This is a genomic window from Acidovorax sp. sic0104 (assembly GCF_019219095.1).
Taxonomy (GTDB): domain Bacteria; phylum Pseudomonadota; class Gammaproteobacteria; order Burkholderiales; family Burkholderiaceae_C; genus Acidovorax.
Map to the genome: position 1 here is coordinate 292249 of NZ_JAHUWH010000004.1, position 25383 is coordinate 317631.

A 25383-nucleotide genomic window follows, 5' to 3' on the forward strand; every position below is an offset into this window, starting at 1 on the left:
TGCCGGGCTGTCGGGCGCCGATGCCTGGCGCCGCAGCGGTGAGCGCACGTGATGGCCTTACCTCCTACTGACGACGAAGAGCAGGACACTCCACGTCCGCGCTGGGTGGCGTGGGCGATTGGCCTGCTGGCCGCGGCCATTGCGCTGGGCATGGCGAATCTGGCGTGGATGATGCTCACGGGCCGCCTCGGGCCCACGGCTTAGACCGACCGGATCAGTGTCTACGGCCTGAATCCCATCGGCAGTGCTCATTGCGCAAAATCCAGCGGCAACCCCACATAGTTTTCCGCCAGCGACATGGACGCGGCGCGCGAATTCACCAGGTAATCGAGCTCTGCTTCCTGCATCTTCTGGCCGAACTCGCCCGTGTCCGGAAAGCGGTGCATCAGCGAAGTGAACCACCACGAGAAGCGCTCGGCGCGCCAGACGCGGCGCAGGCAGCGGTCCGAGTAGGTGTCGATGCCGGCGCTGGACTTGTCGCGGTAGTAGTCCGCGAAGGCATTCCACAGGTAGCCCACGTCGCTGGCAGCCAGGTTCAGGCCCTTGGCGCCCGTGGGCGGCACGATGTGCGCGGCGTCGCCCGCCAGGAACAGGCGGCCAAAGCGCATGGGCTCGGCCACGAAGCTGCGCAACGGGGCGATGCTCATCTCCAGCGCAGGGCCGGTGACCAGGTTCTCGCGCGCCTCGGGGTCCAGGCGGTTGCCGAGTTCGGCCCAGAACTGCTCGATGCTCCACTGCTCCACCTTGTCGGACGAGGGCACCTGCAGGTAGTAGCGGCTGCGCGTGTTGCTGCGCATGCTGCACAGCGCAAAACCGCGCTCCGTGTTGGCATAGATCAGTTCGTGCGACACGGGCTTCACGTCGGCCAGCACGCCCAGCCAGCCAAAGGGGTAGACGCGTTCGTAGGTCTTGAGGGCGTCGGCCGGGACGCTGGCGCGGCACACGCCGTGGTAGCCGTCGCAGCCTGCGATGAAGTCGCAGAGCACCTCGTGCGTCCGGCCGTCCTTCTCATACGTCACGCGCGGCTGCTGTCCGTCGAAGTCGTGCACGCTCACGTTCTGGGCGTCGTACACCGTGGTCAGGCCCTCGGCGGAGCGGGCGTCCATCAGGTCGCGGGTCACTTCGGTCTGGCCGTACACGGTGACGCGGCTGCCGCCGCTCAGGGCGTGCAAATCGATGCGGTGGCGCGCACCCTTGAACAACAGCTCGATGCCGTCGTGCGGCAGGCCTTCGGCATGCGCGCGGGCGCCAACGCCCGCTTGGTCGAGCAGGTCCATGCTCACCTGCTCCAGCACGCCGGCGCGGATGCGGCCCAGCACGTAGTCGGGGCTGCGCTGCTCGATGATGACGGCGTCGATGCCGGATTGGTAGAGCAACTGGCCGAGCAGCAAGCCGGCAGGGCCTGCGCCGATGATGGCAACCTGGGTACGCATGGTGGGGCAACCTCGTGACAAAAGATGCAGCCAAGCGTAGGTTGATCTGCGTCAATCGCACAGCGCGTCGTGCCGGTTGCGTGCGATTGGTGGCCGCCTTGTGCGATCATCGCGCAATGACCATCGTCCAGGCCTCACCCCCCATTGCCAAGGCAGACTTCATCGAAGGCATGGCCAAGGGCATGGCCGTGCTGGAGACCTTCGACACCGAGCGCCAGCGGCTGAACGCCACGCTGGCCGCGCAGCGCACCGGCCTCACCCGCGCAGCCGCCCGACGGCATCTGTTGACCCTGGCGCACCTGGGCTATCTGGAGACGGACGGCAGCTACTTCTGGCTGTCGCCCAAGGTGCTGCGCTTTTCGGGCAGCTACCTCGCGTCGGCCCGGCTGCCGCGCGTGCTGCAGCCCACGCTCAACCGGCTGGCGGCACAGACGCAGCAATCGTTCTCGGCCGTGGTGCTGGATGGCAACGAAGTCGTGATCGTGGCGCGCAGCGGCGTGTATGGCGCGCCGTCGCGTGTCCTGGCCTACGGCCTGCACCTGGGCGCGCGGCTGCCGGCGCACCCCACGTCGACCGGGCGGGTGCTGCTGGCGGCGCTGCCTGCGGCGGAGCTGACGGCCTGGCTCAAGGGCTGCACCCTGCAGCGCCTCACGCCATACACCATCACGCAGGTCCGGCCGCTGCGGCAGGTGATTGCCAGGGCGCGGCGGGACGACTGCTGCTTGGCAGTGGAGGAGCATGAACTGGGCGTGCACGCGCTGGCCGTGCCGCTGCGCAACCTGCAGGGCCGCACGTTGGCGGCACTGAACGTGGTGGCATCACCCAAGCAGGTGGACGAGGGCAGCCTGCAGCGCGACATGCTGCCCCTGCTGCAGGAAGCCGCGCGCGAGTTGCGCGGGCTGCTGTGACGGCCCTGCAGCCAGGATTTGGATCAAAAAATGCCGCTGACGCGCTATGGATAAGCGCCAATAGCTATGATTTTTATAGTGCCTTGAACACTTCGCGCGCGGCGGCCACGGTGGCGTCGATGTCGTCGGCCGTGTGGGCCGAGCTCACGAAGCCTGCCTCGTACAGCGCCGGTGCGATGTAGACGCCGCGGTCCAGCAGGCCGTGGAACAGCGTATTGAAGCGCGCGTTGTCGGTCTTGAGCACCTGGGCGTAGTTCTGCGGCAGCTCGGGCAGCAGGAAGAAGCCGAACATGCCGCCTTCGCAGTCCGCGCTGAAGGGCACGCCCTCTGCGGCGGCGGCGGCAGACAACCCATCGACCAGCGAGCGGGTGCGGGCCGAGAGCGCATCGAAGAAGCCGGGCTTCTTGATCTCGCGCAGCGTGGCCAGCCCGCAGGCGGTGGCCACCGGGTTGCCCGACAGCGTGCCCGCCTGGTACACGGCACCCAGCGGGGCCAGGTGCTCCATGATGGCGCGCGGCCCGCCGAAGGCCGCCAGCGGCATGCCGCCGCCGATCACCTTGCCCAGCACCGTGATGTCGGGCTTGAAGCCGGGGATGGCTTTTGCGTACACGCTCTGCGCACTGCCCAGCGCCACTCGAAAGCCCGTCATCACCTCGTCGAGCACCAGCAGCGCGCCGTACTCGGCGCACAGCTCGCGGCAGCGCTTCATGAACGGGACGCTCGCGCGCACCAGGTTCATGTTGCCCGCGATGGGCTCGATCATCACGCAGGCCAGTTCCTTGCCGTGCAGGGCAAAGGCTTCTTCGAGCTGGGCGACGTTGTTGTACTCAAGCACGATGGTGTGCTGCACCACTTCGGGCGGCACGCCGGCGCTGGTGGCGTTGCCGAAGGTGGCCAGGCCCGAACCGGCCTTGACCAGCAGCGAGTCTGCATGGCCGTGGTAGCAGCCCTCGAACTTGATGAACTTGCTGCGCCCTGTGGCGCCGCGCGCCAGGCGGATGGCGCTCATGCCCGCTTCGGTGCCCGAGCTGACCAGGCGGATCATCTCCATGGAGGGCACAAGGCCCAGGATTTCCTCCGCCAGCTCGACCTCGCGCTCGGTGGGAGCCCCGAAGCTGAAGCCTTCGAGTGCCGCCTTCTGCACCGCTTCGAGCACTGCCGGGTGGCCGTGGCCCAGGATCATCGGGCCCCAGGAGCCGATGTAGTCGATGAAGCGCTGGTCGTTGGCGTCCCAGAAGTACGCTCCCTGAGCGCGTTTGATGAAACGCGGCGTGCCGCCCACGGCCTTGAAGGCCCGCACGGGTGAGTTCACACCGCCGGGGATGAGCGCCTTGGCGCGTTCGAAAAGGGGAATGTTCAGATCAGTGCTTGGTGTCATGGGGGGGCATCACAAAGCCTTCGATGGCCTGTGTTTCGTCGATCGGGGTGTCGTCATCCGCAGCGTCCTCGTCGTCGGGCTGGGCCCAGAACATGCGGTCGGGCACGATGTGGCCCATGCCGGGGCGAAAGCCGGCATCCAGGCAGCGGTCCAGGTAGCTCAGCGCCTCGCTGGTCGCCTCGCCCAGGTCGTTGCCGGCGCCGACCAGCGCGGTGAGCGCGGCCGAGAGCGTGTCGCCCGCGCCGGCGAAGGTGGCGTCGAACAGCTCGAACTTGCCGCTGCCCAGAATGGTCTGGGGGGATGCCAGAACGTTCTCGACAAACTGCTCCGGCAGCGGAATGCCGGTGACCAGGGTGTAGGGCACGCCCATCTCGGATGCGGCGCGGGCGATATCGCGGGCGGTGGGGTTGCGCTCGCCGCTCCAGTCCGGCAGCAGCCAGCGCCACAGTGTGCTGTGGTTTCCTACCAACACTGAGGTCTGCGGTAACAATAATTCCCGGAAGGCGTCCAGGTACTCGTCGATCTGCTCATCCGTCCACCAGGACAGGTTGGGCATGTAGGCAATGACGGGCACTTCGTCGTAGTCGGTGGTGATCTCGGCGATGGTGCTGATGTTCTCGGGGTTGCCCACGAACCCGACCTTGATGGCCTGCACCGGCATGTCTTCCAGCACCGTGCGGGCCTGCTCGGCCACGGCCTCGTCATCGAAGCTGAAATGATCGAAGATCTGCGCCGTGTCCCGGGCATACGCCCCGCACACCACCGCGATAGGGTGCCCGCCGACGGACGCAATGGTGGTGATGTCGGCCGTCAGGCCTCCGGAGCCGCTGGGGTCGCTGGCATTGAAGACCAGGATGCAGGCAGGGCTTGCATCTTCGGAGCCGTCATCTTCGGTATCTACGATTTCCGGGGATGGTTGGGATGCTTTATGGTTCATGGACCAGATCCTGCTGGAGGGGTGGCACAGAAGCTGCAGCCCGCTGAGATGACTAGATACAATCGTTGCATTCTATGTGAAGGCCCTTTAAGCTGTGACCGACTCTAAAACCTGGATGTGCTTGATTTGCGGCTGGATATATGACGAGGCAGAGGGTTCTCCCGAGCACGGCATTGCACCCAATACTCCATGGGATCAGGTCCCCATGAACTGGACTTGCCCCGAGTGTGGCGCCCGCAAGGAAGATTTCGAGATGGTTCAGATTTGAGACGCTCTAGATCATGGACTACAGCGTTGTTTATTTTTCCATCGGGAGCAGTAACAATTGACTACAACAGGCGCATCTTTCAAAGTGCTCGTGGTGGATGACAGCAACACCATCCGTCGAAGCGCCGAGATTTTTCTCAAGCAGGGGGGGCACGAAGTCTTGTTGGCAGACGACGGCTTTGATGCTTTGGCGAAGGTCAACGATTACCAGCCGCAGCTGATTTTCTGCGACATTCTCATGCCCAAGCTCGACGGGTACCAGACCTGCGCGATCATCAAGCGCAATGCCCGATTTGCAGATACTCCGGTGGTGATGCTGTCCTCCAAGGACGGTGTGTTCGACAAGGCGCGTGGGCGCATGGTCGGCTGCCAGGAATATCTCACCAAACCGTTTACCAAAGACCAGTTGCTGCAAGCCGTGCAGCAATTTGGCAATGCCCAACAAGGAGCGATGTAATGCCCATCCAGAAAGTACTGGTCGTCGACGACTCGAAGACCGAGTTGATGTTTTTGACGGACCTGCTTCAGAAAAAAGGCATGCAGGTGCGTACCGCAGAAAATGCCGATGAAGCCTTCCGCCGTCTGGCTGAAGAAAAGCCCGATCTCATCCTGATGGACGTGGTCATGCCGGGCCAAAATGGCTTTCAGCTCACGCGTGCCATTACGCGCGATCCGCTGTACGCCGACGTGCCGATCATCATGTGCACCAGCAAGAACCAGGAAACCGACCGCGTCTGGGGGATGCGCCAGGGTGCGCGTGGCTACATCACCAAGCCAGTGGATCCCGCCGAACTGCAGGCCAAAATCGACGCTCTCAACTAAGGCAGCGGCGCGCTCATGGCCAACCGCGAAGCCCTGCGAGAGCTCCAGACCCGTCTTGCCAGCCGATTGCAGGCGGCACGGGTCGAGGGAACCTCAGTATCGTCCTGGCTGGCTGTAGAGTCCGCCGGGAGTTTTTATTTGCTGCCGCTCGGGCAATCGGGAGAAATCTTCTCCTGGGTCTCCGTGCAGGCCGTGCCCTACACCCAGAGCTGGTTCCTCGGGGTTGCCAACTTGCGTGGCGGCCTTGTGGGCGTCGTGGATCTGGCAGGTTTGCTCGGCAATGCAGCGCCGCGCACCGAGCAGGCGCTGTCGGAGTCCAGCCTGCTGGCGTTCAATGCCGCGCTCGACGTGAATGCGGCCTTGCTGGTGGACCGGCTTGCCGGGTTGCGCGGCACCGATGCATTCGTGTCCTCCGAGCCTCCGCCTGTGGATGCGCCCGCATTCTTCGGCACCACCTATATCGATTCCAGCGGCACGCGCTGGCAGGAGCTGAACCTGCAGCTCCTGTCCCAACATCCCGCTTTCCTGAGCATCAGTGCTTGAGTTTTTCTGTAAGGCTGCACCATGTCCGTCGTCAATCAATTTGGAAAAATGTTCAACCGGAAACCTGCCACGCCGGACCAGGGCGCGTCTGCCGGTGTGGCCGATGACGGGCAGGACCTGCTGGCCACGGGCTCGCTGGACGGCGCGCAGCTGCGCGACGGCTACCAGGGCGAAGCCTTGAACAGCGTCCAGGGAGACCCTGACGGCTACACGCCCGAACTCACCGCTGCGGACGTCGAGGAAGACCTGATCTCGCTGCCTGTCCTCGGACGCTCGACAGCTGCTGCGCACCAGCGCCGTCTGCTGGCGCTGCTGGGTGTCGGCGTGCTGGTGCTGGGCGCCATCGCGTTCTGGGTGCTGCAGCAAGCCGACCGCTCCGCGCAGCAACTGGCCGCTACCGGCCAGTCTCTGATGCAGTCGCAGCGTCTGGCCAAATCGGTGTCGCAGGCGCTGGTGGGCAGCCCGCAGGCCTTCCCCGACGTGGTCGAAAGCTCGGGCGTGCTGGCGCGCAATGTGCGCGGCCTGAGCGCCGGCGACACAGAACTGGGTGTGGAATCGCTGGGCGAGCCCTACAAGCCTGACCTGGATGCCGTGAACCCCCTGATGGAGCGCGCCGAGCGCAACGCCAGCGTGGTGATGGGCCAGCAAAAGATCCTGACCCAGGTGGGCGACGCTCTGCGCACCATCAATCGCCAATCGTCCGACCTGCTGGAAATCGCCGAGACTGTGTCCTCGCTGAAACTGCAGCAGAACGCGCCCGCCGCAGAAATCTCGGCCGCCGGCCAGCTGGTGATGTTGACCCAGCGTATCGGCAAGTCCGCCAATGAATTCCAGACCATGGAAGGCGTGAGCCCCGAGGCTGTGTTCCTGCTGGGCAAGGACTTGAACTCGTTCAAGGAAATCGCCCAGGGCCTGCTGGATGGCAGCCCCGAACTGCGCCTGGCTGCCACGAAGGACGCTCAGACCCGCGAGCAGCTCGAATCGCTGATCAAGCTGTACGAACAAACCCGCACACAAGCCAGCGCCATCCTGGGCAACCTGCAAGGCCTGGTGTCCGCTCGTGAAGCACAGTCCGCGATCATTGCCGACAGCGAACCGCTGCGCCGCCAGCTGGAAGGCTTGCAGACCAAGCTGTCCGCCCAGACCGGTGTGGGTGGTGGCCAACTGGCAGCGCTGGCACTGGCCGGCCTGTTCGTGATTCTTTGCGGTGTGGGCATCTCGCGCGTGCAACTGCTGGACAGCCGTGGCCGCCAGGCTGCTGCCGAATCGCAGCAAAAGGACGCCAAGCGCCAGGAACAGGAAGCCAAGCGCGTCAACGACGCCAACCAGGCTGCCATTTTGCGTTTGATGAACGAACTGCAGTCGGTCGCTGAAGGTGACCTGACCCAGGAAGCCACCGTGACCGAAGACATCACCGGCGCTATCGCCGACTCGGTGAACTACACGGTGGAAGAACTGCGCCAACTGGTGGGCAGCGTGCAGAACACGGCGACCCGCGTGGCGCAAACGACCGCCCAGGTGGACAGCACCTCCACCGAACTGCTCGCAGCCTCGACTGAGCAACTGCGCGAAATTCGTGAAACCGGCCGCTCCGTTCTGGACATGGCGACCCGAATCAACGAAGTGTCCACACAGGCGCAAGAGTCCGCCACGGTGGCCCGGCAATCGCTGCAAGCGGCAGACTCCGGTCTGCAGGCCGTGCAGAACGCCATCGGCGGTATGAACTCCATCCGCGACCAGATCCAGGACACCTCCAAGCGGATCAAGCGCCTGGGCGAATCGTCTCAGGAGATCGGCGAAATCACCGAACTGATTTCCGACATTACCGAGCAGACGAACGTTCTGGCCCTGAACGCTGCCATCCAGGCAGCGTCCGCTGGTGAAGCCGGTCGCGGCTTCTCGGTGGTGGCAGAAGAAGTGCAGCGACTGGCTGAACGTTCCGCAGACGCCACGCGCCAGATCTCGGCGCTGGTGAAGGCCATTCAGACCGATACGCAGGATGCCGTGGCCGCTATGGAGCGCTCCACGCAGGGTGTGGTGGAAGGGGCCCGACTGTCCGACAGCGCCGGTACCGCACTGACCGAGATTGACCGCGTGTCGCGCCGCCTTGCCGACCTGATTGAGCAGATCTCGTCTTCCACGTCCCGGGAAGCCGTGCTTGCCAACGAAGTGGCCGACAACATCCAGCACATTTTTGCGGTGACCGAGCAGACCGGTGAAGGTACGCGTACCACTGCACAGCAGGTCCGCGAACTCTCGCACATGGCAGAAGAACTGCGTCAATCCGTGGCGCGTTTCAAGATCGCCTGACGCCACAGCAGCTAGTCATCAATCAGCTGGCTCATTGCAGCCGGGGACGAATACATGTCATCTATGGATGTCAACAATGCACCGGCCGCAGACTGGAACCAGGGAGATCAAGACCTGGGGCCGCTGGCCTGGGTGCTGGATGAACTGCGCAAATCGCTGGACGGTGCGGTCAAGGCCATGCGTCGCTTCGTGCGCGACGCCGAAGTGGCCCGGGAGTCGGATCTTGCTGCGCTGGATGCAGGGTCTCTGCGCATAGCGCGCCAGCAGTTGCACCAGGCGTGCGGAGCCTTGGAGATGGTGGGCATGGGCCCGCCAGCGCTGGTGCTGCGCTCGATGGAGTCCGCCGTCCAGAAGTTCGTGCAGCGTCCCGAAACCTGCAGTGACGAGGCCGCGGCAGTGATCGAGCGAGCCAGCTTCGCGCTGATCGAATACCTGGAGACCGTGCTGGCCGGCAAGGCTGCCTCGCCCGTGGCGCTGTTCCCACAGTACCGCGATGCACAGGCCTTGGCAGGTGCCGACCGGGTGCACCCTGCGGACCTCTGGCCTGTCGAGCGCCGCTTTCGCGAGCCCGAAGGGACCGTGTCCGTGCCCCCGCTGCCTTATGGGCCGGAGGCACGTGCGCGCCTGGATTCCGCCGTGCTGCGCATCGTCAAGTCCGGCGACCTCAAGGCGGCCATCAGCCTGCGCGATACCTGCCTGGGCTTCGTGGCGGCACAGCCCGACCGACAGTCCCGCGCCTTCTGGAAGATCTGCGCCGGGTTCTTCGAAGCCTTCGGCATGGGCCTGCTGCCACCCGACGTGTATGTAAAGCGTGTGGCGTCCCGCGTGCTGATGCAGTACGCCACGCTGGCCAAGGGCGACACCACCATCGCCGACCGTCTTGTGCAGGACCTGCTGTTCTTCTGCTCGCAGGCCAAGCCCGCGGAAGATGCTGCGGATGAGGTGCAGTCTCTGCGGGCCGTGCGCCAAGCATTCTCGCTCGACCGCTTCAAGCCCGTGGACTACGAGACGGCCCGTTTCGGCCGGTTTGATCCTGCCGTGCTGGCGCAGGCGCGCAAGCGCATTGCCTCGGCCACCGAGACCTGGTCGGGTCTGGCCGGCGGTGACCGCAACAAGCTCAAGCCTGCTGCAGACCAGTTCAGCCTGGTCTGCGACTCATTGCGCAAGCTGCACCCCGGCAGCGAAAACCTGGCACTGGCACTAACGCGGGTCGTGGAGTCGACCACCCGCTCGGGTGAACCGCCTTCGGCTGCATTGGCCATGGAAGTGGCCACAGCCGTTCTGTACCTGCAAGCGGCCTTCGAAGAACTGGACGCTGGCGACGAGCAAATGGAAGTGCGCGCCACCCGGTTGGCGCAGCGTCTGGATGCCGTTGGCGGCGGCGCAGAGCCCGAGCCGCTCGAACAATGGATGGAGGAGCTGTACCGCAGGGTCAGCGACAACCAGACCATGGGCAGCGTCGTGGATGAACTGCGCTCCACGTTGGGTGAAGCCGAAAAGGCGCTGGACCAGTTCTTCCGCAATCCGCAAGACACGGCGGTTCTGGCCACGGTGCCTGGCCACCTGGCGCAAATGCGCGGCGTGCTGTCGGTGCTGGGCCTGGACCAGGCCTCTCTGGCCGTGGTGCGCATGCGCGACATGGTCGAGCGGCTCTTGATCAATGAAGTGCCCGAGACCGAGCGCCAGGGCGTTTTCGAGAAGCTGGGCAACAGCCTGGGCGCACTCGGTTTCCTGATCGACATGCTCAGCTACCAGCGCACGATGGCGCGCAAGCTGTTCGTGTACGACGAAGACCTCGGCGAGTTGCGCATTCTCATGGGCAAGACCCGCCCCCGCGCGTCGGACGCCGTGGACGAGGCACCCGCCAAGCTGGAAGAGCGTTCTGCCATCCCCGTGCCGGACGTGCTGCCGCGCTTCCCCGTGCAGGAGCCCCTCAGTGCCCCCACAGACTTCGGCTCGCTGCCGGAGCTGCCGGAGTTTCCCGCCGCACCGGCTGCTGCGGCCACACCCGCGCTGGCCCCTGAAATCTCGTTTGACGTGCCGAGCGTCGGCACTCCCGAGGCGGTCCCCGCAGCGCCTGCAGTAGCCACTGCGGCGGCTGCGCCAACGCCCGCTCCGGCCATCGAGGACGAACTCCTTGACGTGTTCCTGGAGGAGGCGCGCGAAGTGGTGGTCACCGGCTTGGCTGCCATCGGGGTGCTCAAGGATGAGCCCGGCAATCTGAGCGAGCAGACCACGCTGCGGCGTGCGTTCCACACCCTCAAGGGCAGCTCGCGCATGGTGGGACTCAACGATTTCGGCGAAGCCGCCTGGTCGATGGAGCAATTGCTCAACGCCTGGCTGGCCGAGCAAAAGCCGATGCAGCCAGAGCTGCTCCAGTTGTCGTCGGACTCCCTGCAGGCGTTCAGCCGCTGGGCGGACGACATTGCAGCGGGGCGGCATGACGGCTGGCAACCGGAGGTCTTCCGCAAGTCTGCCGATGCGATGCGGCTGGACGGCACCTTCCTGCCCCTGGCGACTGCATCTGCCGATGGTGCTGCTGCTGTGGCCGCTGAGCCCGAGCTGGCCGAACAGGCCGAGCACCCGGTTGCCGCGGCCGTGCCGGATTTCTCCCCCGAGACAACCCAGACCCTCTCGGTCGAGCCGCCTGTGGATGTGCCACAGCCGGTGTTGGATGTCGCGCCGCTCCAGCCCATCGAAGAAGAGCTTGCCATCCCCGACTTCGAAGCGACCGAGATCTCGGAGCACGCCATCGAAGAGGCTGCAACTGCTCCGGAGGTGGCCGAGGACATCGACTTCTCGGTCTTCAGCGCTGCGCTGAACGAGTCTCAAACAGCCGGGCAACCCGCCGCACCCGGTGCCACCAGCGTCGATTTCGAACTCGACCTGGAGCTGCCGGACCTCGAACTGCCCGACGCCCAGCCGGCGGCGGAAGCACCCGAGCCCGTGCTCGCCGAATCCCTGTCGTTCGATGTGCCGTCCGTTGCCGATGCTGTACCGTCCGAGGTGCCGGAAGCGGACGCTGCACCGGCCCTGCCGCCGACCGAGGCGGTCGAGTCGGTCGAGTCGGTCGAAGCTGCCGAATTCCTTGAAGCACAGGAGTTCGCGGAGCTGGAGAAACTGCTGGATTCGGGCGAGCTTGAGCCGGCGGCGTCCGTAGAGGCCACACTGCCGGATGGTGTCGACATCGCCGACCTGCCGGGCCTGGACGCCGAGCCTGCCGCTGCCGTGCCCGTGGCTGCGGATCTGGCCGAACCGCTGCCGCTGGACGATGCCGGAAACGACGACGCCGTCAAGGTCATCGACACGCTGCGCATTCCGATCCCGCTGTACAACGTCTACCTGAACGAAGCCGACGAATGGTCGCGCCGCCTCGTGACCAGCCTGCAGGAGTGGGCTCTGGAGTTGCACGAGCCGCTGCCCGACAACGCCGTGGCGCTGTCGCACTCGCTCGCCGGCAGTTCCGCCACCGTGGGTTTCACCGGCCTGTCCGAAATGGCCCGCACCCTGGAACATGCGCTGCAGCATGTGCAGTTCCAGTCGGGCGGCACCCAGGAACAGGCCCAGGCCTTCATGGCTGCGGCGGAAGACATCCGTCGGCTGCTGCACCAATTCGCTGCGGGTTTCCTCAAGGAGCCCAGCCAGGAAGTGCTGGAGCAGTTGCGCCAGATCCTCGAGACGGAGGTGGAGAACACCCTCACGCCTCCCGAAGAAGAGCTGGTAGACACCTTTGCCGACGAGCCTGCGCCGGCAGCGCCCGTGACTGCGCAGGCGTCACCGCAGCCTGAGCCGCTGGACGAGCCGGAAGCGTTTGCCGAAGCCACGCTCGACCCCGCGCCGCTCATCATCCCCCAGGGGCACGTGGCACCCGCGCTGTCGGTCGTGGCCCACGACCAGGACCAGCTGGTCGACGATGCGATCGCGCACGCCGTGGCCCTGTCGTCCGATGTGGATGACGATATCGATGCCATCGACGTCATCGATCCCGACCTGTTCCCGATCTTCGAGGAAGAGGCGGCCGAACTGCTGCCACAGCTCGGTGGTGCGCTGCGCCAGTGGGCTTCGCGCCCCGACAATCTGGGTGCGCGCAGCGAAGTGCTGCGTGCGCTGCACACGCTGAAGGGCAGCTCCCGTCTGGCGGGAGCGATGCGTCTGGGCGAAATGGCGCACCGGCTGGAGTCGGCCATTGAGCACTTGGATGCCGAGACGGTCACCGCCGACCAGATCGAGCCGCTGCAAGGCAGCTTCGATGGTCTGCAGGCCAACTTCGAAGCGCTGCGCGCAATTGGCCAGAGTCCTGCGGACACCGTCGTGTCGTTGCCTGTCGAGCCTGCGCGCGGCGTGGCGGCTGCACAGGCACCCGTTGCGTCCGCTCCTGCTGCACAAGCTTCTGCCGCTGCGCCTGCGGCGGCCCGGCTGCCGGGCCCATCCCAACTGGCCCCCCTGCGTGTGGCGGCGAATCAGTCGGTGCGCGTGCGCGCCCAATTGCTGGACCGCCTGGTCAACCAGGCTGGCGAGGTGATGATCAGCCGTTCGCGCCTGGATGTGCGTTTGGGCCAGTTCCGCAGCTCGCTCAGCGACCTGTCGGGCAACCTGGACAGGCTGCGCCAGCAACTGCGCGACATCGAAGTGCAGGCCGAATCGCAGATGCAGTCGCGCCTGGCACTGTCCAAGGACTCTGCCGCAGGTTTCGATCCGCTCGAGTTCGACCGCTTCACCCGCGTGCAGGAACTCACGCGCATGATGGCCGAGTCGGTGAACGACGTGGCCACCGTGCAGCGCAATCTGCAGCGTGCCATGGAAGGTGCCGAAGACGACCTGATCGCTCAGGGCCGTCAGGCCCGTGAACTGCAGCGCGACCTGTTGCGCACCCGCATGGTGGAGTTCGAAGGCATCGCCGAGCGTCTGTACGCCGTGGTGCGCCAGGCCTCGAAGGAGACCGGCAAGCAGATCAAGCTGGACATCACCGGTGGTTCGATCGAAATGGACCGCGGGGTGCTGGACCGCATGACGCCAGCGTTCGAGCATTTGCTGCGCAATTGCGTTGCCCACGGTATCGAAGACCCCGAGGTGCGCACTGCGGCTGGCAAGCCCGCGTCGGGCACCATCACGGTGGATCTGCACCATGAAGGCAACGACGTGTCGGTCGAATTCCGTGACGACGGCGCAGGCCTCAATCTGCCCCGCATCCGCGAGAAGGCGTTGGCACAGGGCATCGTGGAGCCCGGTGCGGAGCTCAGCGATGCCGATGCCGCCAATCTGATCTTCATGCCAGGGTTCTCCACTGCCACCGAAGTCACAGGCCTGTCGGGCCGCGGCATCGGCATGGACGTGGTGCGCGCCGAAATCAACGCGCTGGGTGGCCGCATCGAGACCTCCACCGAAACCGGCAAGGGCGCTGCGTTCCGCATGGTGCTGCCCCTGACCACGGCGGTGACGCAGGTGGTGATGTTGCGTGCGGGCGATCTGGCCATCGGCGTGCCGGCCAGCGTGGTCGAGATCGTGCGGCGCACGTCGTCGCACGACCTGGAAGAGGCCTACCGCACGGGCACCTTCGACGACGGTACCGAACAGCTGCCGTTCTTCTGGTCCGGCGCGTTGCTGCAGGCCTCGGCCCGCAGCCATGAGCCGGCAGGCAAGACCCGCCCGGTCGTGATCTTCCGAAGTGCTGCGCAGCGCATTGCCATGCACGTGGATGAAGTGTTGGGCAACCAGGAAGTCGTGGTGAAGAACCTGGGGCCGCAGCTGTCCCGTCTGCCTGGTCTGGCCGGCATGTCGGTGCTGGCTTCGGGAGCCGTGGTGCTGATCTACAACCCGGTGGCGCTGTCCACCGTGTACGGTGACCAGGTGCGTGCCGCAAGTGTCGGCCTGCCGCCGGTTCAAGAATCCGGCAGCGCTGCCGGTGCCGGCAAGGCGGTGGTATCCCCCCAACTGGCTGGACCGAGCCAGGTGCCGCTGGTGCTGGTGGTGGACGACTCGATCACGGTGCGCCGCGTCACGCAGCGCCTGCTGCAGCGCGAAGGCTACCGTGTGTCCCTCGCGGCCGATGGCCTGCAGGCCCTGGAGCGACTGCAGGAAGAGCGTCCAACCGTGGTGCTGTCCGACATCGAAATGCCGCGCATGGATGGTTTCGACCTGGCGCGCAACATCCGTGCCGACGGTGCCCTGCGCGACCTGCCGATCATCATGATCACCTCCCGGATCGCCGAAAAGCACCGCGAGCATGCAATGGAGCTGGGTGTGAACCACTACCTGGGCAAACCGTACTCCGATGAGGAACTGCTCAGCCTGGTGCAGCACTATGCGCGCCTGGAGGCAGCGGCCGCCGAGGCATGAGCATCGCCTGACCGATGAGCGTGTTCTGCCACACGCAGCGCCCCCGTGGCGCTGCGTGCAGAATCACCAGGTGAGTGCAACGGGCGCCCTTCCAGGCGCCTTTTTTATGCCAGGTTCTTTCTTCAGGCAACCTTCACGACGGCATACCGCGCCAGCGTCTGCTGCCGGGCAGTGTCGTGGTCCACGATGGGCAGGGGGTAGTTGACCCCCAGTTGCACGCCGGCGGCCTGAAGCTCCAGCGGCTTGGCCTTCCAGGGCGCGTGCAGCGCAGCATTCGACAGGCCGGACAATTGCGGCAGGTAGCGGCGGATGAACTTGCCATCCGCATCGAACTTCTCGCTCTGGCTTACCGGGTTGAAGATGCGGAAGTAGGGCTGTGCGTCGCAGCCGCTCGAACTGGCCCACTGCCAGCCGCCGTTGTTGGCCGACAGGTCGAAGTCGTTGAGCTGCTGAGCGAAATACGCTTCGCCGCGCCGCCAGTCGATGCCCAGGTCCTTCACGAGGAAGCTGGCCACCACCATGCGCAGCCGGTTGTGCATGTAGCCCGTCTGGTTGATCTGCGCCATGGCCGCGTCCACCAGCGGGTAGCCGGTGCGTCCCTCGCACCAGGCTGTGAACAGGGCATCGGCCTCGGGCCCGGTCTCCCACGCGATGGCGTCGTAGGCGGGCTTGAAGCTATCGGTCACCACGTGGGGGTGGTGGTACAGGATCTGAAAGTAGAAGTCGCGCCAGATCAGCTCGCTCAGCCAGGTGGCCGCGCCGGGGCTGCCTTGGCTGGCGCGCTCGTGGGCGGTGCGGGCCAGCAGGCGGGGCGATATGGTGCCAAAGCGCAGGTGCACGCTCAGGTAGCTGGGGCCCTTGATGGCAGGGAAGTTGCGCGTGTCCTCATACTTGTCGATGCGCTCCACAAAGTCAGCCAGCAACTGGTGTGCGCCCTGGCTGCCGGTGGGTATCCTGAGCTGCGCCAGGCCGGCGGGCGCAAAGCCCAGTGCGGCCAGCGTGGGCACGGGCTTGCACAGTCCGGCGGGCCGGGGCGCCAATTGTGCCGCGTGCCGCTCCACCGGGTAGCTGCTCAGGTAGAACGCGTCCACCTTCTTGAGCCAGGCGTTCTTGTACGGCGTGAACACGCTGTACGGGTGGCCCGCCTGGGTCATCACCTCGTTGCGCTCGAAGACCGTGTGGTCCTTGAAGGTGTGCAGCGCACGGCCCTGTGCCGCCAGCCGGGTGCGCACGGTGCTGTCCCGTGCGATGGCCTGCGGCTCGTCGTCGTGGTTGGTGAACACGGCCTGCACGTCCAGTGTGGCCGCCAAATCCTGGATCGCGTCCGCGGCGGCTGCATGGAGCACGATGAGCCCGCCGTGTTCGTGGCCCGACAGGGTGCGCAGGGCAGCATCGAGCTCCACCAGCGACTCGCGGATGAACTCCACGCGCCGGTCCGCCCGGGGAAGCGGCGCCAGGATGTCGGTGTCGAAGACAAAGGCGCAGTAAACCTGCTGGCACTGCGTGAGGGCGTGGTACAGGGCGGCCTGGTCCTCAATGCGCAGGTCGCGCCGGAACCAGACCAGCCCGCTCGAATAGGAGGGCACCGAAGGGGGCTGCATGTTCACCGTTAAAATTGCGGGATGTCTTCCGATTCTGCGCCCATCAACCTGACGCATCACTTCCTGATCGCGATGCCCGGCCTGGAAGATGAGTCTTTCGCGCGCAGTGTGGTCTACCTGTGCGAGCACAGTGAGCGCGGCGCGCTCGGGCTCATCATCAACAAGCCTTCCGACATCACCCTGAAGGGGCTGTTCGACAAGGTCGACCTGTCCTTGCGCCGCGAAGACCTCACCGCAGAGCCCGTGTTCCAGGGCGGCCCGGTGCAGACCGAGCGCGGCTTCGTGCTGCACGAGCCCATGCTGGCCGACAAGGCCGAGGCCGATGAATCCGTCTACGCCTCCACCATGACCATCCCTGGCGGCCTGGAGATGACCACGTCCAAGGACGTGCTCGAAGCGCTGTCCACCGGCGCCGGCCCCCGTCGCGTGCTGATCACGCTGGGCTATTCGTCCTGGGGCGAGGGCCAACTGGAAACCGAGCTGGCCGAGAATGCCTGGCTCACCGTGGCGGCCGACCTGTCGGTGATCTTCGATACCCCCGTGCCAGAGCGCTATGACCGTGCCCTCGCACTGCTGGGCCTCAAGGCCTGGATGCTGTCGCCCGAGGCGGGGCACGCATGAGCCGCAAGAACGCTCCGCAGGCGCATCGCACTGCAGCGTGCAGCGCGGAGGCCTGCCAGTGATGGGCGCGCCCCTTCATCACCAGTTCCCCGCCGAGCAGCCTGCCGTTCCCGCGCATTTCCAGACCTTTCTTGCTTTTGACTTCGGTCAAAAGCGCACGGGCGTGGCCAGCGGCAACCGCATGCTTCGAAGTGCCACGCCCCAGCGCACCATCCAGGCCGAGGGCGACGCCCGCTTTGCCCAGGTGGCCGAGCGCATCAAGGAATGGCAGCCCGACGCCCTGGTGATCGGCGTGCCCTACCACCCCGACGGCGCCAGCCACGAGAACACCGCGCGCGCGCTCAAGTTCGGCCGCCAGCTGCGCGGGCGCTTTGGCCTTTCGGTGTTCGAGGTGGACGAACGCTACAGCACCACCGAAGCCATTGCCGGTGGCGCCAAGGACGCCGATGCCGCCTCGGCCTGCATCATCCTGGAACAGTTTTTGAGGACCCTCCCATGACCACCCCGACCCCCTCCATCGCGGGGAGCCTCGTGCTCGACGCCGAGGCCCTGTACCGCGAACTCCTGCGCGGTGTGCGCAGCATGCACAGCGGCACCACGCGCCTGGTGGGCATTGCCTCGGGCGGTGCCTGGCTGGCCGAACGCCTGCAAAAGGACCTGGGTCTGGAAGGCCCCGCCGGCGTACTGTCGTCGGCCATGCACCGTGACGATTTTGCCCAGCGCGGCCTGGCCGCCAGCGCGCAGACCGCGTTGCCTTTCGACGTGAACGGCGCCGACGTGCTGGTGCTCGACGATGTGCTCTACACCGGCCGCACCATCCGGGCCGTGCTGAACGAACTGTTCGACTACGGCCGCCCCGCCAGCGTTCGCCTGGCCGTGCTGGTGGATCGGGGCGGGCGCGAGCTGCCGGTGCAGGCAGACTTTGCCGCAGCCCGCGTGGCGCTGCCCGCATCGCAGTCCCTGGCCCTGGCGCGTGACGACAGCGGCACTTTCCATTTCCAAGTCAAAGAGGCCTGACCGTGCTGAAGAAGCGCAACCCCCAACTCAACGGCAACGGCGAGCTCATCCACCTGCTGTCCATCGAAGGGCTGCCACGCGACATCGTCACGCACATCCTCGACACGGCCGCCAACTTCGTCAGCGTCAACGACCGCGAGGTCAAGAAGGTGCCGCTCCTGCGTGGCAAGAGCGTGTTCAACCTGTTCTTCGAGAACAGCACGCGCACGCGCACCACCTTCGAGATCGCGGCCAAGCGCCTGTCGGCCGACGTGATCAACCTGGACATTGCGCGCAGCTCGGCCAGCAAGGGCGAGTCGCTGCTGGACACCATCGCCAACCTCTCGGCCATGGCGGCCGACCTGTTCGTGGTGCGGCACAGCGAATCGGGCGCTCCGTACCTCATCGCCCAGCACGTGGCACCGCATGTGCACGTGATCAATGCAGGCGACGGCCGGCATGCCCACCCCACGCAGGGGCTGCTGGACATGTACACCATCCGGCACTACAAAAAAGATTTCAGCAACCTCACCGTGGCCATCGTGGGCGACGTGCTGCACTCGCGCGTGGCGCGCTCGGACATCCACGGCCTGACCACGCTGGGATGCCCCGAGGTTCGCGTGGTGGGCCCGCGTACGCTGGTGCCGTCCGACATGGCGCAGATGGGCGTGCGCGTGTGCCACACGCTCGAAGAAGGCATCAAGGACGCCGACGTCGTCATCACGCTGCGCCTGCAGAACGAGCGCATGAGCGGCGCGCTGCTGCCTTCCAGCCAGGAGTACTTCAAGAGCTTCGGCCTCACGCAGGAGCGCCTGCAGCTGGCCAAGCCCGATGCCATCGTGATGCACCCGGGCCCCATCAACCGCGGCGTGGAGATCGACTCCGCCGTGGTGGACGGCCCGCAGAGCGTGATCCTGCCACAGGTGACGTTCGGGATCGCCGTGCGCATGGCCGTCATGTCGATCGTCGCCGGAAATGAGGCGTGACCCCCCTGAGTCGCTTCGCGCCTTCCCCCCAAGGGGGGACGCACCCGGTGGCCCGGCGAAGCCGGTTCCACGGGAGCACTGGCCTGGGCGCCGCTGTGGTGCAGTCTCTGGTGGGCGAAGATACATCCGAGGTGAGTGCTATGTTTTTCGTAGCTGCTGGCGCTGACATATCAAGCGCTAGTGGCCAATTTGGCTTGAAATCATGAAAATCCTGATCCAGAACGGCCGTGTGATCGACCCTGCCTCGGGGTTCGATCAGATCTGTGACATTGCGCTGGCGGCGGGGCGTATCGTGGGGGTGAACCGCGTGCCGCCCGAGTTCGCGCCCAACCGCGTGGTCGATGCGGCGGGCTGCATCGTGCTGCCGGGGCTGGTGGACCTGGCGGCGCGGCTGCGCGAGCCCGGGCATGAGCACGAGGGCATGCTCGAATCCGAGATGGCCGCGGCGGTGGCCGGTGGCGTGACCAGCCTGGTGTGCCCGCCCGACACCGACCCGGTGCTCGACGAGCCGGGGCTGGTGGAGATGCTCAAGTTCCGCGCCGAGAAGCTGCACCAGTCGCGTCTGTTTCCGTTGGGCGCGCTCACCCGCAATCTGGCAGGCGAAGTGCTGACCGAGATGGCCGAGCTGACCGAGTCGGGCTGCGTGGGCTTTGGCCAGGCCGAGGTGCCGCTGGCCAGCACGCAGGTGCTGCAGCGCGCGCTGCAGTACGCGGCCACCTACGGCTACACCGTGTGGCTGCGCCCGCAGGAGATGCACCTGGGCAAGGGCGTGGCCGCCAGCGGCCCGCTGGCCACGCGCCTGGGCCTCTCGGGCGTGCCCGTGGCGGCCGAAACCATTGCGCTGCACACCATCTTCGAGCTGCTCAAGACCACCGGCGCGCATGTGCACCTGTGCCGCATCAGCAGCGCGGCCGGTGTGGAGCTGCTGCGCCGCGCCAAGGCCGACGGCCTGAAGGTCACGGCTGACGTCAGCATCAACTCGCTGCACCTCACGGACGCGGACATCGGCTTCTTCGACAGCCGTGCGCGCCTCTCGCCGCCGCTGCGCCAGCAGCGCGACCGCGATGCGCTGAACGCCGCGCTGCTCGATGGCACCATCGACGCGCTGGTGTCCGACCACACCCCGGTCGATGAGGACGCCAAGACCCTGCCGTTTGCCGAAGCCGAGCCCGGCGCCACCGGCCTGGAGCTGTTGCTGTCGCTGGCGCTCAAGTGGTCGCAGGACGGCGGCGTGCCGCTCGCGCGCGCGCTGGCCGTGGTCACGTCCGAGCCGGCCCGTGTGCTGGGCTCTGCCCTGGGCACGCTGCAGGCCAGCGTGGGCCAGATCGTGGAGGGCGGCGTGGGCGACCTGTGCCTCCTGGACCCCGGCGCCGCCTGGGTCGTGCAGGGCAACGCCCTGCGCAGCCAGGGCAAGCACACGCCGTTCTCCGGGTACGAACTGCCTGGGCGCGTGCGCATGACGCTCGTCGGCGGACAAGTGGCATTTGACCGGTAGCCCCCGTGCCGCTTCGCGCCAACCCCCCAAGGGGACGCCACCCCTGGTCCGGCAAAGCCGGTCCCACGGTGGCACGGGTGTGGGGCGCGCCAGTGCCGTCGGACCTGGTGACTGTGCGAACCCTGTGTGTCTGGTCCGCAGCGATTGAGCGCGCAGGGGCATTGGCATGAGGCATCTGCGCGCGTGCTGGCGCTTGCTGCGGTTGCTGGGCCACATCGCCAAGGGCTTGTGGATCGTGGCGCTGCGCTTTCCGGCACTGTCGGAAGACCGCCAGCATGCGCATGTGCAGGTGTGGTCGGTGCAATTGCTGGCCCACGCCGGCATCACGCTGCGCATCGTGGGGCAGCCAGCGGTGGCGGGGCCGGTGATGCTGGTGGCCAACCATCTTTCGTGGCTCGATATTCCGGTGATGCACGCGGGGCGGCACTGCCGCTTCGTGTCCAAGTCCGACGTGCAGGGCTGGCCGCTGATAGGCACGCTGGCCACGGCGGCCGGCACCCTCTACATCGAGCGCACCTCGCGCCGCGACGCGCTGCGCATGGTCAAAACGATGCAGGAGTCGCTCGCGCGCGGTGAAGTGCTGGCGGTGTTCCCCGAAGGCACCACCGGCGATGGCCGCGACATGCTGCCCTTTCACGCCAACCTCATCCAGGCCACCGTCGCCGCGCAGGCGCCGGTGCAGCCCGTGGGCCTGCGTTTCGCCGACAAGGCCACGGGCGCCACGAGCTTTGCGCCCAGCTACATCGGCGACGAAACGCTGGTGGGCTCCATCTGGCGCACGCTGAGCGCGCCGCCGATCGAAGCCGTGGTGCACTACGGCGAGATCCAGCAGCCCGAGGGGCGCGACCGCCGCGTGTGGACGCAGCACCTGCACGACACCGTGGACACGCTGCGCCGCACCGGCTAGGCCAGCGTTGCGCCTTGCCGCGCGGGCCCGGCGGCAGGCACCACCGGCACCGCGCGGGGGTGGCTTTGGCCCCTGAAACCGTGCATATTCCACAGTTGCGGCCGCGGGGGCCGCCGCGCACCGGTTCCATCGACACCGTTTCCCCGTATCGTCCGCATCTTTCGTTGGCCTGCAGCCTTTCATGTGCGCGGGCCTTTCACTGCCGGGAGGGCACCATGAATCTGATCGAACGCGCCAAGAGCATTCTTTTGCAACCCAAGGAGACCTGGGTCGCCATCGACGCGGAATCCACCGACGTCGCCACCCTGTTCACCCGCTACGCCATGATCCTGGCCGCCATTCCGGCAGTCTGCGGGTTCATCGGCATGTCGCTGATCGGCTTCGGCGGATTCGGCGTCACCATCCGCGTGCCCTTCGTCTCCGGGCTGGTGAACATGGTGGTGTCCTACGTGCTCAGCCTCGTGGGCATCTTCGTGCTGGGGCTGATCATCGATGCGCTGGCACCCACCTTCGGCGGCCAGAAAAACCAGATCCAGGCGCTCAAGGTGGCCGTGTACGCGAGTACCGCCGCGCTGCTGGGCGGCATCTTCAGCCTGTTGCCATCGCTGGCCATGCTGGGCCTGCTGGCCGCGCTGTACTCCATCTACCTGCTCTACACCGGCCTGCCGGTGCTCATGAAGAACCGGCCCGAGAAATCGGTGGTCTACACCGTGGTGGTCATCGTGGCGGCCATCGTCGTGGGTGTGATCATCGGCGCCGTCAGCTCCATCTTCATTCCCCGCGGTGGCTCGTTGATGGGTGGCGCGGCAGGCCCGGCCGTCACCATGAACACGCCGGGCGGCACGGTGTCCATCGACACGGCCGGCCTGGAGGCCGCAGGCAAGAAGATGGAAGAAGCCGCGCGCAAGATGGAAGAAGCGCAGAAGAGCCAGGACCCCGCTGCCATCGCCGCAGCCAGCGGCCAGGCCGCAGCGGCGGCCGCCGCCGCACTGGGTGGCGGGCAGGCCATTGCCGCGCAGTCGCTCAAGGCGGCGCTGCCCGAGAAACTTGCCGGCCTGCCCCGCACGGGATTCGACGTGCAGGATGGTGCGGCCCTGGGCCTGCCCACCAGCCAGGCCAGCGCGCAGTACGGCAGCGACGACAAGCAGTTGCGCCTGGAGATCGTGGACATTGGCGGCCTGGGGCAGATGGCCGCGATGGCCATGAGCATGTCCATCGGCGAGAAGGAAGACCCCACCAGCGCCGAGAAGACCTGGAAGGAAGGCGGCCGCACGCTGCACACCCGCTACGAGAAGGATGGAAGCCACGCCGAGTTCAAGGCCATCCTCAAGAACGGTCTGGTGGTCAGCCTGGAGGGTGACAAGGTCGGCGTGAAGGACCTGCAGGGCTTCATGTCGCAAGTGGACCTGGGTGCGCTGGAAGGACTGCAGCGCAAGGGCAAGTCCTGATGCGCAGGCGGCCTCGGGCCGCAGCGTCGGCATGCCACAGGCCATGCCACGACAAGCCGGCGCCTGCCGGCTTTTTCTTGACGTGAGGCGCCGGCTGCGCGGGTAGACTGGCCGGGCTGCACCGCCTGGTTGGACGCGCGGCGACTGCCCATTTGTCGTCGCGGGATTCCTCACCCACGCAGCCCCATTGCCTGCCCATGCTCGACAAGTCTGCACCTTCCCACGCTTTGCCTTTGTACCAGCGCACCATGGGCACTGCCTTTGAACGGCTGGCGCCGGCACTGTCGCGCTTTCACAGCCTGTCGGGCCCGCACCGGCTGCAGGGGCTCGTGGAGGTGGAGGCACCCGCGAACGCTGTGGGCCGCATGCTGGCCTGGGCGCTGGGCGCGCCGCAGTCATCGGTGCGCGGCAGCATCGTCTTCGAGCTTCAGGCCACGCCGCTGGCCGAGGTGTGGACCCGCCACTTTCCTGCGCGCACCATGCGCTCGACACTGCGCGCATCGGGCGGCCAGGTGGTCGAGCGCCTGGGGGCGGCCCGTCTGGGCTTCACTCTGGACGAGGAGCAGGGTCGGCTGATCATGCGCCTGGAAAGCCTGCATTTCCTGGGCATTCCGTGCCCTGCATGGCTGCGCCCGCGCATTGTGGCCGAGGAAACGGGGCTGGGCGACACGCTGCACTTTCATGTGCAGGCGGTCGTTCCCTGGGTGGGGCAGGTGGTGCACTACCAGGGCCATCTGGTCGTGCCCCCGGCGCAGGAGGTGTCCGCATGATCGTGGTGTTCGACGCGCAGTGCCTGCTGTGCAACGGCTGGGTGCAATTCATCCTGCGGCATGACCGGGCTGGCCGCATCCGTTTTGCGTCCATGCAGGGCGCTGCCGGCCGGCAACTGCTGGCCGACGCCGGCCTGCGGGTGGATACGCTGCAGACCCTGCTGGTCATCGATGGCGCCCGCAGCTGGCAGCACACCGCCGCTATCCTGCGCGTGCTGCACCAGCTGGGCTGGCCTTGGCGGCTGGCGTGGGTGGGCTGGCTGGTGCCGGCGCCGCTGCGCGATGCGCTGTACCGCTGGGTGGCACGCAACCGCTACCGGATCTGGGGACGGTCCGAGGCCTGCATGGTGCCGGCACCCGGAACCAGGGCGCGTTTCCTGGACTGACGCGCTGCATTCAAATACTATTAAAGTTATAGCATTTGGCGTAGCGGCGGTGAGCGCTGTGGCCGTCCAGGCCTGTGGATGGTGGCTATTCCCGGGGGAATGTCACCACGTGGTCCACCTGCGCACGGATGCCGATCCACTCGCCCAGTGCATGGTTGTGGTGGCTGGGTACATGGGCCAGCACGGTATGACCGCTGGCCAGGCGCAGCGTGTACAGGAACTCCGAGCCGCGGAAGGACTTGCGCAGGATCTGCGCTTGCACGGGCGCCGCGTCGTCATGCACCACGTCGTCGGCGCGCAGCAACACGTCGCATTCGCCACCTGCGTAGCTGCCGGGCAGCGGGCATTCTTCCAGGTCGGACAGCTCGCCCAGCGGCGTCTGCGCGATCACGTTGTCGCCACGCTGAACCAGCGTGGCGGGCGCGAACACGCCGTGCCCGATGAAGTCGGCCACAAAGCGCGTGGCGGGGCGGTGGTAGAGGGTGTATGCATCGTCCCACTGGTGCAGCCGGCCTTCGTGCATCACGCCGATCACATCGCCGATGGCAAAGGCTTCGAGCTGGTCGTGCGTCACGAACAAGGCCGTGGCGCCCGCGGCCTTCAGGATGCCGCGCACCTCGTGCGCGAGCCTCTCGCGCAGGTCCACATCGAGGTTGGAGAAGGGCTCGTCCAGCAGCATGAGCTGGGGGCGTGGCGCCAGCGCGCGTGCCAGCGCCACGCGCTGCTGCTGGCCGCCCGAGAGCTCGTGCGCAAAGCGGTGTTCGCTGCCCGCCAGGCCCACCAGTTCGAGCACCTCGGCCACGCGCGCGGCCTGCTCGACCTTGGGCAGCTGGTGGATTCCGAAGGCCACGTTGCGCCCGACGCTCAGGTGCGGGAAGAGCGCGTAGTCCTGGAAGACCATGCCGATGCGCCGTGCCTCGGGCGGCACGCTCACCGTGGCGCTGCTGACCACCTGCTGGGTCAGGCGGATCTGTCCGCCAGAGACGGGCTCCAGCCCCGCCACCGCACGCAGCAGCGTGGTCTTGCCACACCCGGATGGACCAATCAGGACACCGATATCGCCTGCATTGAGGCTGAGCGTGACGCCCTGCACGGCGGCCTGTGCGCGGCCGGCGTAGCGCACTTCGAGTTGGGAGACCTCAAGAAACATGTCGGCATTCTAGGCTGCGTCATGAATGCTTAAAATTCGCATTTGCATTCCCGAGCGGCCGCGCCGTTCCACAGGACCGGGTGTGCGTC

Annotated in this window: 22 protein-coding genes; 17 read left to right on the forward strand and 5 right to left on the reverse strand. The window is 66.4% G+C overall.

Annotation, left to right across the window (positions count from 1 at the left end; translation table 11 throughout):
- Window positions 1–51 precede the first annotated feature (51 nt).
- Complete coding sequence (locus KW835_RS09470) at window positions 52–204, forward strand: hypothetical protein (protein WP_218382100.1); 153 nt, start codon at window positions 52–54, stop codon at window positions 202–204.
- 44 nt (window positions 205–248) lie between these two features.
- Here KW835_RS09470 and pobA read toward each other — a convergent pair whose 3' ends face one another.
- Complete coding sequence (pobA, locus tag KW835_RS09475) at window positions 249–1433, reverse strand: 4-hydroxybenzoate 3-monooxygenase (RefSeq protein ID WP_218382101.1); 1185 nt, start codon at window positions 1431–1433, stop codon at window positions 249–251.
- Between the two features lie 116 nt (window positions 1434–1549).
- Between pobA and KW835_RS09480 the strand changes: the two genes are divergently transcribed.
- Window positions 1550–2341 (forward strand): IclR family transcriptional regulator C-terminal domain-containing protein, encoded by a 792-nt coding sequence (locus KW835_RS09480; protein ID WP_218382102.1) that lies wholly within the window; start codon window positions 1550–1552, stop codon window positions 2339–2341.
- 73 nt (window positions 2342–2414) lie between these two features.
- Here the strand turns inward: KW835_RS09480 and hemL are convergent, their stop codons facing one another.
- Window positions 2415–3719 carry a glutamate-1-semialdehyde 2,1-aminomutase gene (gene hemL / locus KW835_RS09485; protein WP_218382103.1) on the reverse strand — a complete coding sequence of 435 codons (1305 nt, stop codon included), beginning with the start codon at window positions 3717–3719 and terminating at the stop codon, window positions 2415–2417.
- Window positions 3703–4656: a bifunctional hydroxymethylpyrimidine kinase/phosphomethylpyrimidine kinase gene (locus tag KW835_RS09490; RefSeq protein WP_218382104.1), complete on the reverse strand. Its 954-nt coding sequence runs from the start codon at window positions 4654–4656 to the stop codon at window positions 3703–3705. The genes hemL and KW835_RS09490 overlap by 17 nt, the downstream gene beginning before the upstream one ends.
- A 94-nt stretch (window positions 4657–4750) precedes the next feature.
- Here KW835_RS09490 and KW835_RS09495 point away from each other — a divergent pair, with 94 nt between their 5' ends.
- From KW835_RS09495 to KW835_RS09520, 6 genes are read left to right on the forward strand one after another with little or no spacing between them, the layout of a single operon-like run.
- A complete protein-coding gene (locus KW835_RS09495; protein ID WP_082836248.1) occupies window positions 4751–4924 on the forward strand; it encodes a rubredoxin in 174 nt (57 codons plus the stop codon).
- Window positions 4925–4981: 57 nt separating this feature from the next.
- Window positions 4982–5380, forward strand: coding sequence for a PleD family two-component system response regulator (locus KW835_RS09500; protein ID WP_034692846.1), 399 nt, complete (start codon window positions 4982–4984; stop codon window positions 5378–5380).
- On the forward strand, window positions 5380–5745 hold the full coding sequence (locus KW835_RS09505; protein WP_010459520.1) for a PleD family two-component system response regulator: 366 nt from the start codon (window positions 5380–5382) through the stop codon (window positions 5743–5745). The genes KW835_RS09500 and KW835_RS09505 overlap by 1 nt, the downstream gene beginning before the upstream one ends.
- A gap of 15 nt (window positions 5746–5760) precedes the next feature.
- Window positions 5761–6288 (forward strand): chemotaxis protein CheW, encoded by a 528-nt coding sequence (locus tag KW835_RS09510; RefSeq protein WP_218382105.1) that lies wholly within the window; start codon window positions 5761–5763, stop codon window positions 6286–6288.
- Between the two features lie 21 nt (window positions 6289–6309).
- Window positions 6310–8598 carry a methyl-accepting chemotaxis protein gene (locus KW835_RS09515; RefSeq protein WP_218382106.1) on the forward strand — a complete coding sequence of 763 codons (2289 nt, stop codon included), beginning with the start codon at window positions 6310–6312 and terminating at the stop codon, window positions 8596–8598.
- Between the two features lie 54 nt (window positions 8599–8652).
- Window positions 8653–14934 (forward strand): Hpt domain-containing protein, encoded by a 6282-nt coding sequence (locus KW835_RS09520; RefSeq protein ID WP_218382107.1) that lies wholly within the window; start codon window positions 8653–8655, stop codon window positions 14932–14934.
- 122 nt (window positions 14935–15056) lie between these two features.
- On the opposite strand, the gene KW835_RS09525 is transcribed toward KW835_RS09520, so the two are convergent.
- The gene (locus tag KW835_RS09525; protein ID WP_218382161.1) at window positions 15057–16535 is read right to left on the reverse strand and encodes a deoxyribodipyrimidine photo-lyase; all 1479 of its coding nucleotides are present in this window, start codon (window positions 16533–16535) and stop codon (window positions 15057–15059) included.
- A gap of 21 nt (window positions 16536–16556) precedes the next feature.
- On the opposite strand from KW835_RS09525, the gene KW835_RS09530 reads away from it, so the two are divergent.
- From KW835_RS09530 to KW835_RS09570, 9 genes are all read left to right on the forward strand, one after another.
- Window positions 16557–17156 (forward strand): YqgE/AlgH family protein, encoded by a 600-nt coding sequence (locus tag KW835_RS09530; RefSeq protein ID WP_218382108.1) that lies wholly within the window; start codon window positions 16557–16559, stop codon window positions 17154–17156.
- A gap of 61 nt (window positions 17157–17217) precedes the next feature.
- Complete coding sequence (ruvX, locus tag KW835_RS09535) at window positions 17218–17655, forward strand: Holliday junction resolvase RuvX (protein ID WP_218382109.1); 438 nt, start codon at window positions 17218–17220, stop codon at window positions 17653–17655.
- The gene (gene pyrR / locus KW835_RS09540) at window positions 17652–18173 is read left to right on the forward strand and encodes a bifunctional pyr operon transcriptional regulator/uracil phosphoribosyltransferase PyrR (protein WP_218382110.1); all 522 of its coding nucleotides are present in this window, start codon (window positions 17652–17654) and stop codon (window positions 18171–18173) included. Before ruvX ends, pyrR begins: the two co-directional genes overlap by 4 nt.
- A gap of 2 nt (window positions 18174–18175) precedes the next feature.
- The gene (locus tag KW835_RS09545; RefSeq protein WP_218382111.1) at window positions 18176–19138 is read left to right on the forward strand and encodes an aspartate carbamoyltransferase catalytic subunit; all 963 of its coding nucleotides are present in this window, start codon (window positions 18176–18178) and stop codon (window positions 19136–19138) included.
- 202 nt (window positions 19139–19340) lie between these two features.
- Window positions 19341–20633, forward strand: a complete 1293-nt coding sequence (locus KW835_RS09550; protein ID WP_218382112.1) for a dihydroorotase — start codon at window positions 19341–19343, stop codon at window positions 20631–20633.
- Between the two features lie 166 nt (window positions 20634–20799).
- Complete coding sequence (locus KW835_RS09555; RefSeq protein ID WP_218382113.1) at window positions 20800–21540, forward strand: 1-acyl-sn-glycerol-3-phosphate acyltransferase; 741 nt, start codon at window positions 20800–20802, stop codon at window positions 21538–21540.
- Between the two features lie 215 nt (window positions 21541–21755).
- Entirely contained in the window at window positions 21756–22988 is a 1233-nt protein-coding gene (locus tag KW835_RS09560; RefSeq protein ID WP_218382114.1) for a Yip1 family protein, read from the forward strand.
- Between the two features lie 248 nt (window positions 22989–23236).
- A complete protein-coding gene (locus KW835_RS09565; RefSeq protein WP_255593418.1) occupies window positions 23237–23758 on the forward strand; it encodes a DUF4166 domain-containing protein in 522 nt (173 codons plus the stop codon).
- The gene (locus KW835_RS09570) at window positions 23755–24144 is read left to right on the forward strand and encodes a thiol-disulfide oxidoreductase DCC family protein (protein WP_218382116.1); all 390 of its coding nucleotides are present in this window, start codon (window positions 23755–23757) and stop codon (window positions 24142–24144) included. The genes KW835_RS09565 and KW835_RS09570 overlap by 4 nt, the downstream gene beginning before the upstream one ends.
- A gap of 85 nt (window positions 24145–24229) precedes the next feature.
- Here the strand turns inward: KW835_RS09570 and KW835_RS09575 are convergent, their stop codons facing one another.
- Window positions 24230–25294: an ABC transporter ATP-binding protein gene (locus tag KW835_RS09575; protein ID WP_218382117.1), complete on the reverse strand. Its 1065-nt coding sequence runs from the start codon at window positions 25292–25294 to the stop codon at window positions 24230–24232.
- Window positions 25295–25383 lie beyond the last annotated feature (89 nt).

Excerpts from the sequence above, each read along its gene's own strand:
- KW835_RS09470 (WP_218382100.1), top strand. The coding sequence starts at position 52 with ATGGCCTTACCTCCTACTGACGACGAAGAGCAGGACACTCCACGTCCG.
- pobA (WP_218382101.1), bottom strand. The coding sequence starts at position 1,433 with ATGCGTACCCAGGTTGCCATCATCGGCGCAGGCCCTGCCGGCTTGCTG.
- KW835_RS09480 (WP_218382102.1), top strand. The coding sequence starts at position 1,550 with ATGACCATCGTCCAGGCCTCACCCCCCATTGCCAAGGCAGACTTCATC.
- hemL (WP_218382103.1), bottom strand. The coding sequence starts at position 3,719 with ATGACACCAAGCACTGATCTGAACATTCCCCTTTTCGAACGCGCCAAG.
- KW835_RS09490 (WP_218382104.1), bottom strand. The coding sequence starts at position 4,656 with ATGAACCATAAAGCATCCCAACCATCCCCGGAAATCGTAGATACCGAA.
- KW835_RS09505 (WP_010459520.1), top strand. The coding sequence starts at position 5,380 with ATGCCCATCCAGAAAGTACTGGTCGTCGACGACTCGAAGACCGAGTTG.
- KW835_RS09510 (WP_218382105.1), top strand. The coding sequence starts at position 5,761 with ATGGCCAACCGCGAAGCCCTGCGAGAGCTCCAGACCCGTCTTGCCAGC.
- KW835_RS09515 (WP_218382106.1), top strand. The coding sequence starts at position 6,310 with ATGTCCGTCGTCAATCAATTTGGAAAAATGTTCAACCGGAAACCTGCC.
- KW835_RS09520 (WP_218382107.1), top strand. The coding sequence starts at position 8,653 with ATGTCATCTATGGATGTCAACAATGCACCGGCCGCAGACTGGAACCAG.
- KW835_RS09525 (WP_218382161.1), bottom strand. The coding sequence starts at position 16,535 with ATGCAGCCCCCTTCGGTGCCCTCCTATTCGAGCGGGCTGGTCTGGTTC.
- KW835_RS09530 (WP_218382108.1), top strand. The coding sequence starts at position 16,557 with ATGTCTTCCGATTCTGCGCCCATCAACCTGACGCATCACTTCCTGATC.
- ruvX (WP_218382109.1), top strand. The coding sequence starts at position 17,218 with ATGGGCGCGCCCCTTCATCACCAGTTCCCCGCCGAGCAGCCTGCCGTT.
- pyrR (WP_218382110.1), top strand. The coding sequence starts at position 17,652 with ATGACCACCCCGACCCCCTCCATCGCGGGGAGCCTCGTGCTCGACGCC.
- KW835_RS09550 (WP_218382112.1), top strand. The coding sequence starts at position 19,341 with ATGAAAATCCTGATCCAGAACGGCCGTGTGATCGACCCTGCCTCGGGG.
- KW835_RS09555 (WP_218382113.1), top strand. The coding sequence starts at position 20,800 with ATGAGGCATCTGCGCGCGTGCTGGCGCTTGCTGCGGTTGCTGGGCCAC.
- KW835_RS09560 (WP_218382114.1), top strand. The coding sequence starts at position 21,756 with ATGAATCTGATCGAACGCGCCAAGAGCATTCTTTTGCAACCCAAGGAG.
- KW835_RS09565 (WP_255593418.1), top strand. The coding sequence starts at position 23,237 with ATGGGCACTGCCTTTGAACGGCTGGCGCCGGCACTGTCGCGCTTTCAC.
- KW835_RS09570 (WP_218382116.1), top strand. The coding sequence starts at position 23,755 with ATGATCGTGGTGTTCGACGCGCAGTGCCTGCTGTGCAACGGCTGGGTG.
- KW835_RS09575 (WP_218382117.1), bottom strand. The coding sequence starts at position 25,294 with ATGTTTCTTGAGGTCTCCCAACTCGAAGTGCGCTACGCCGGCCGCGCA.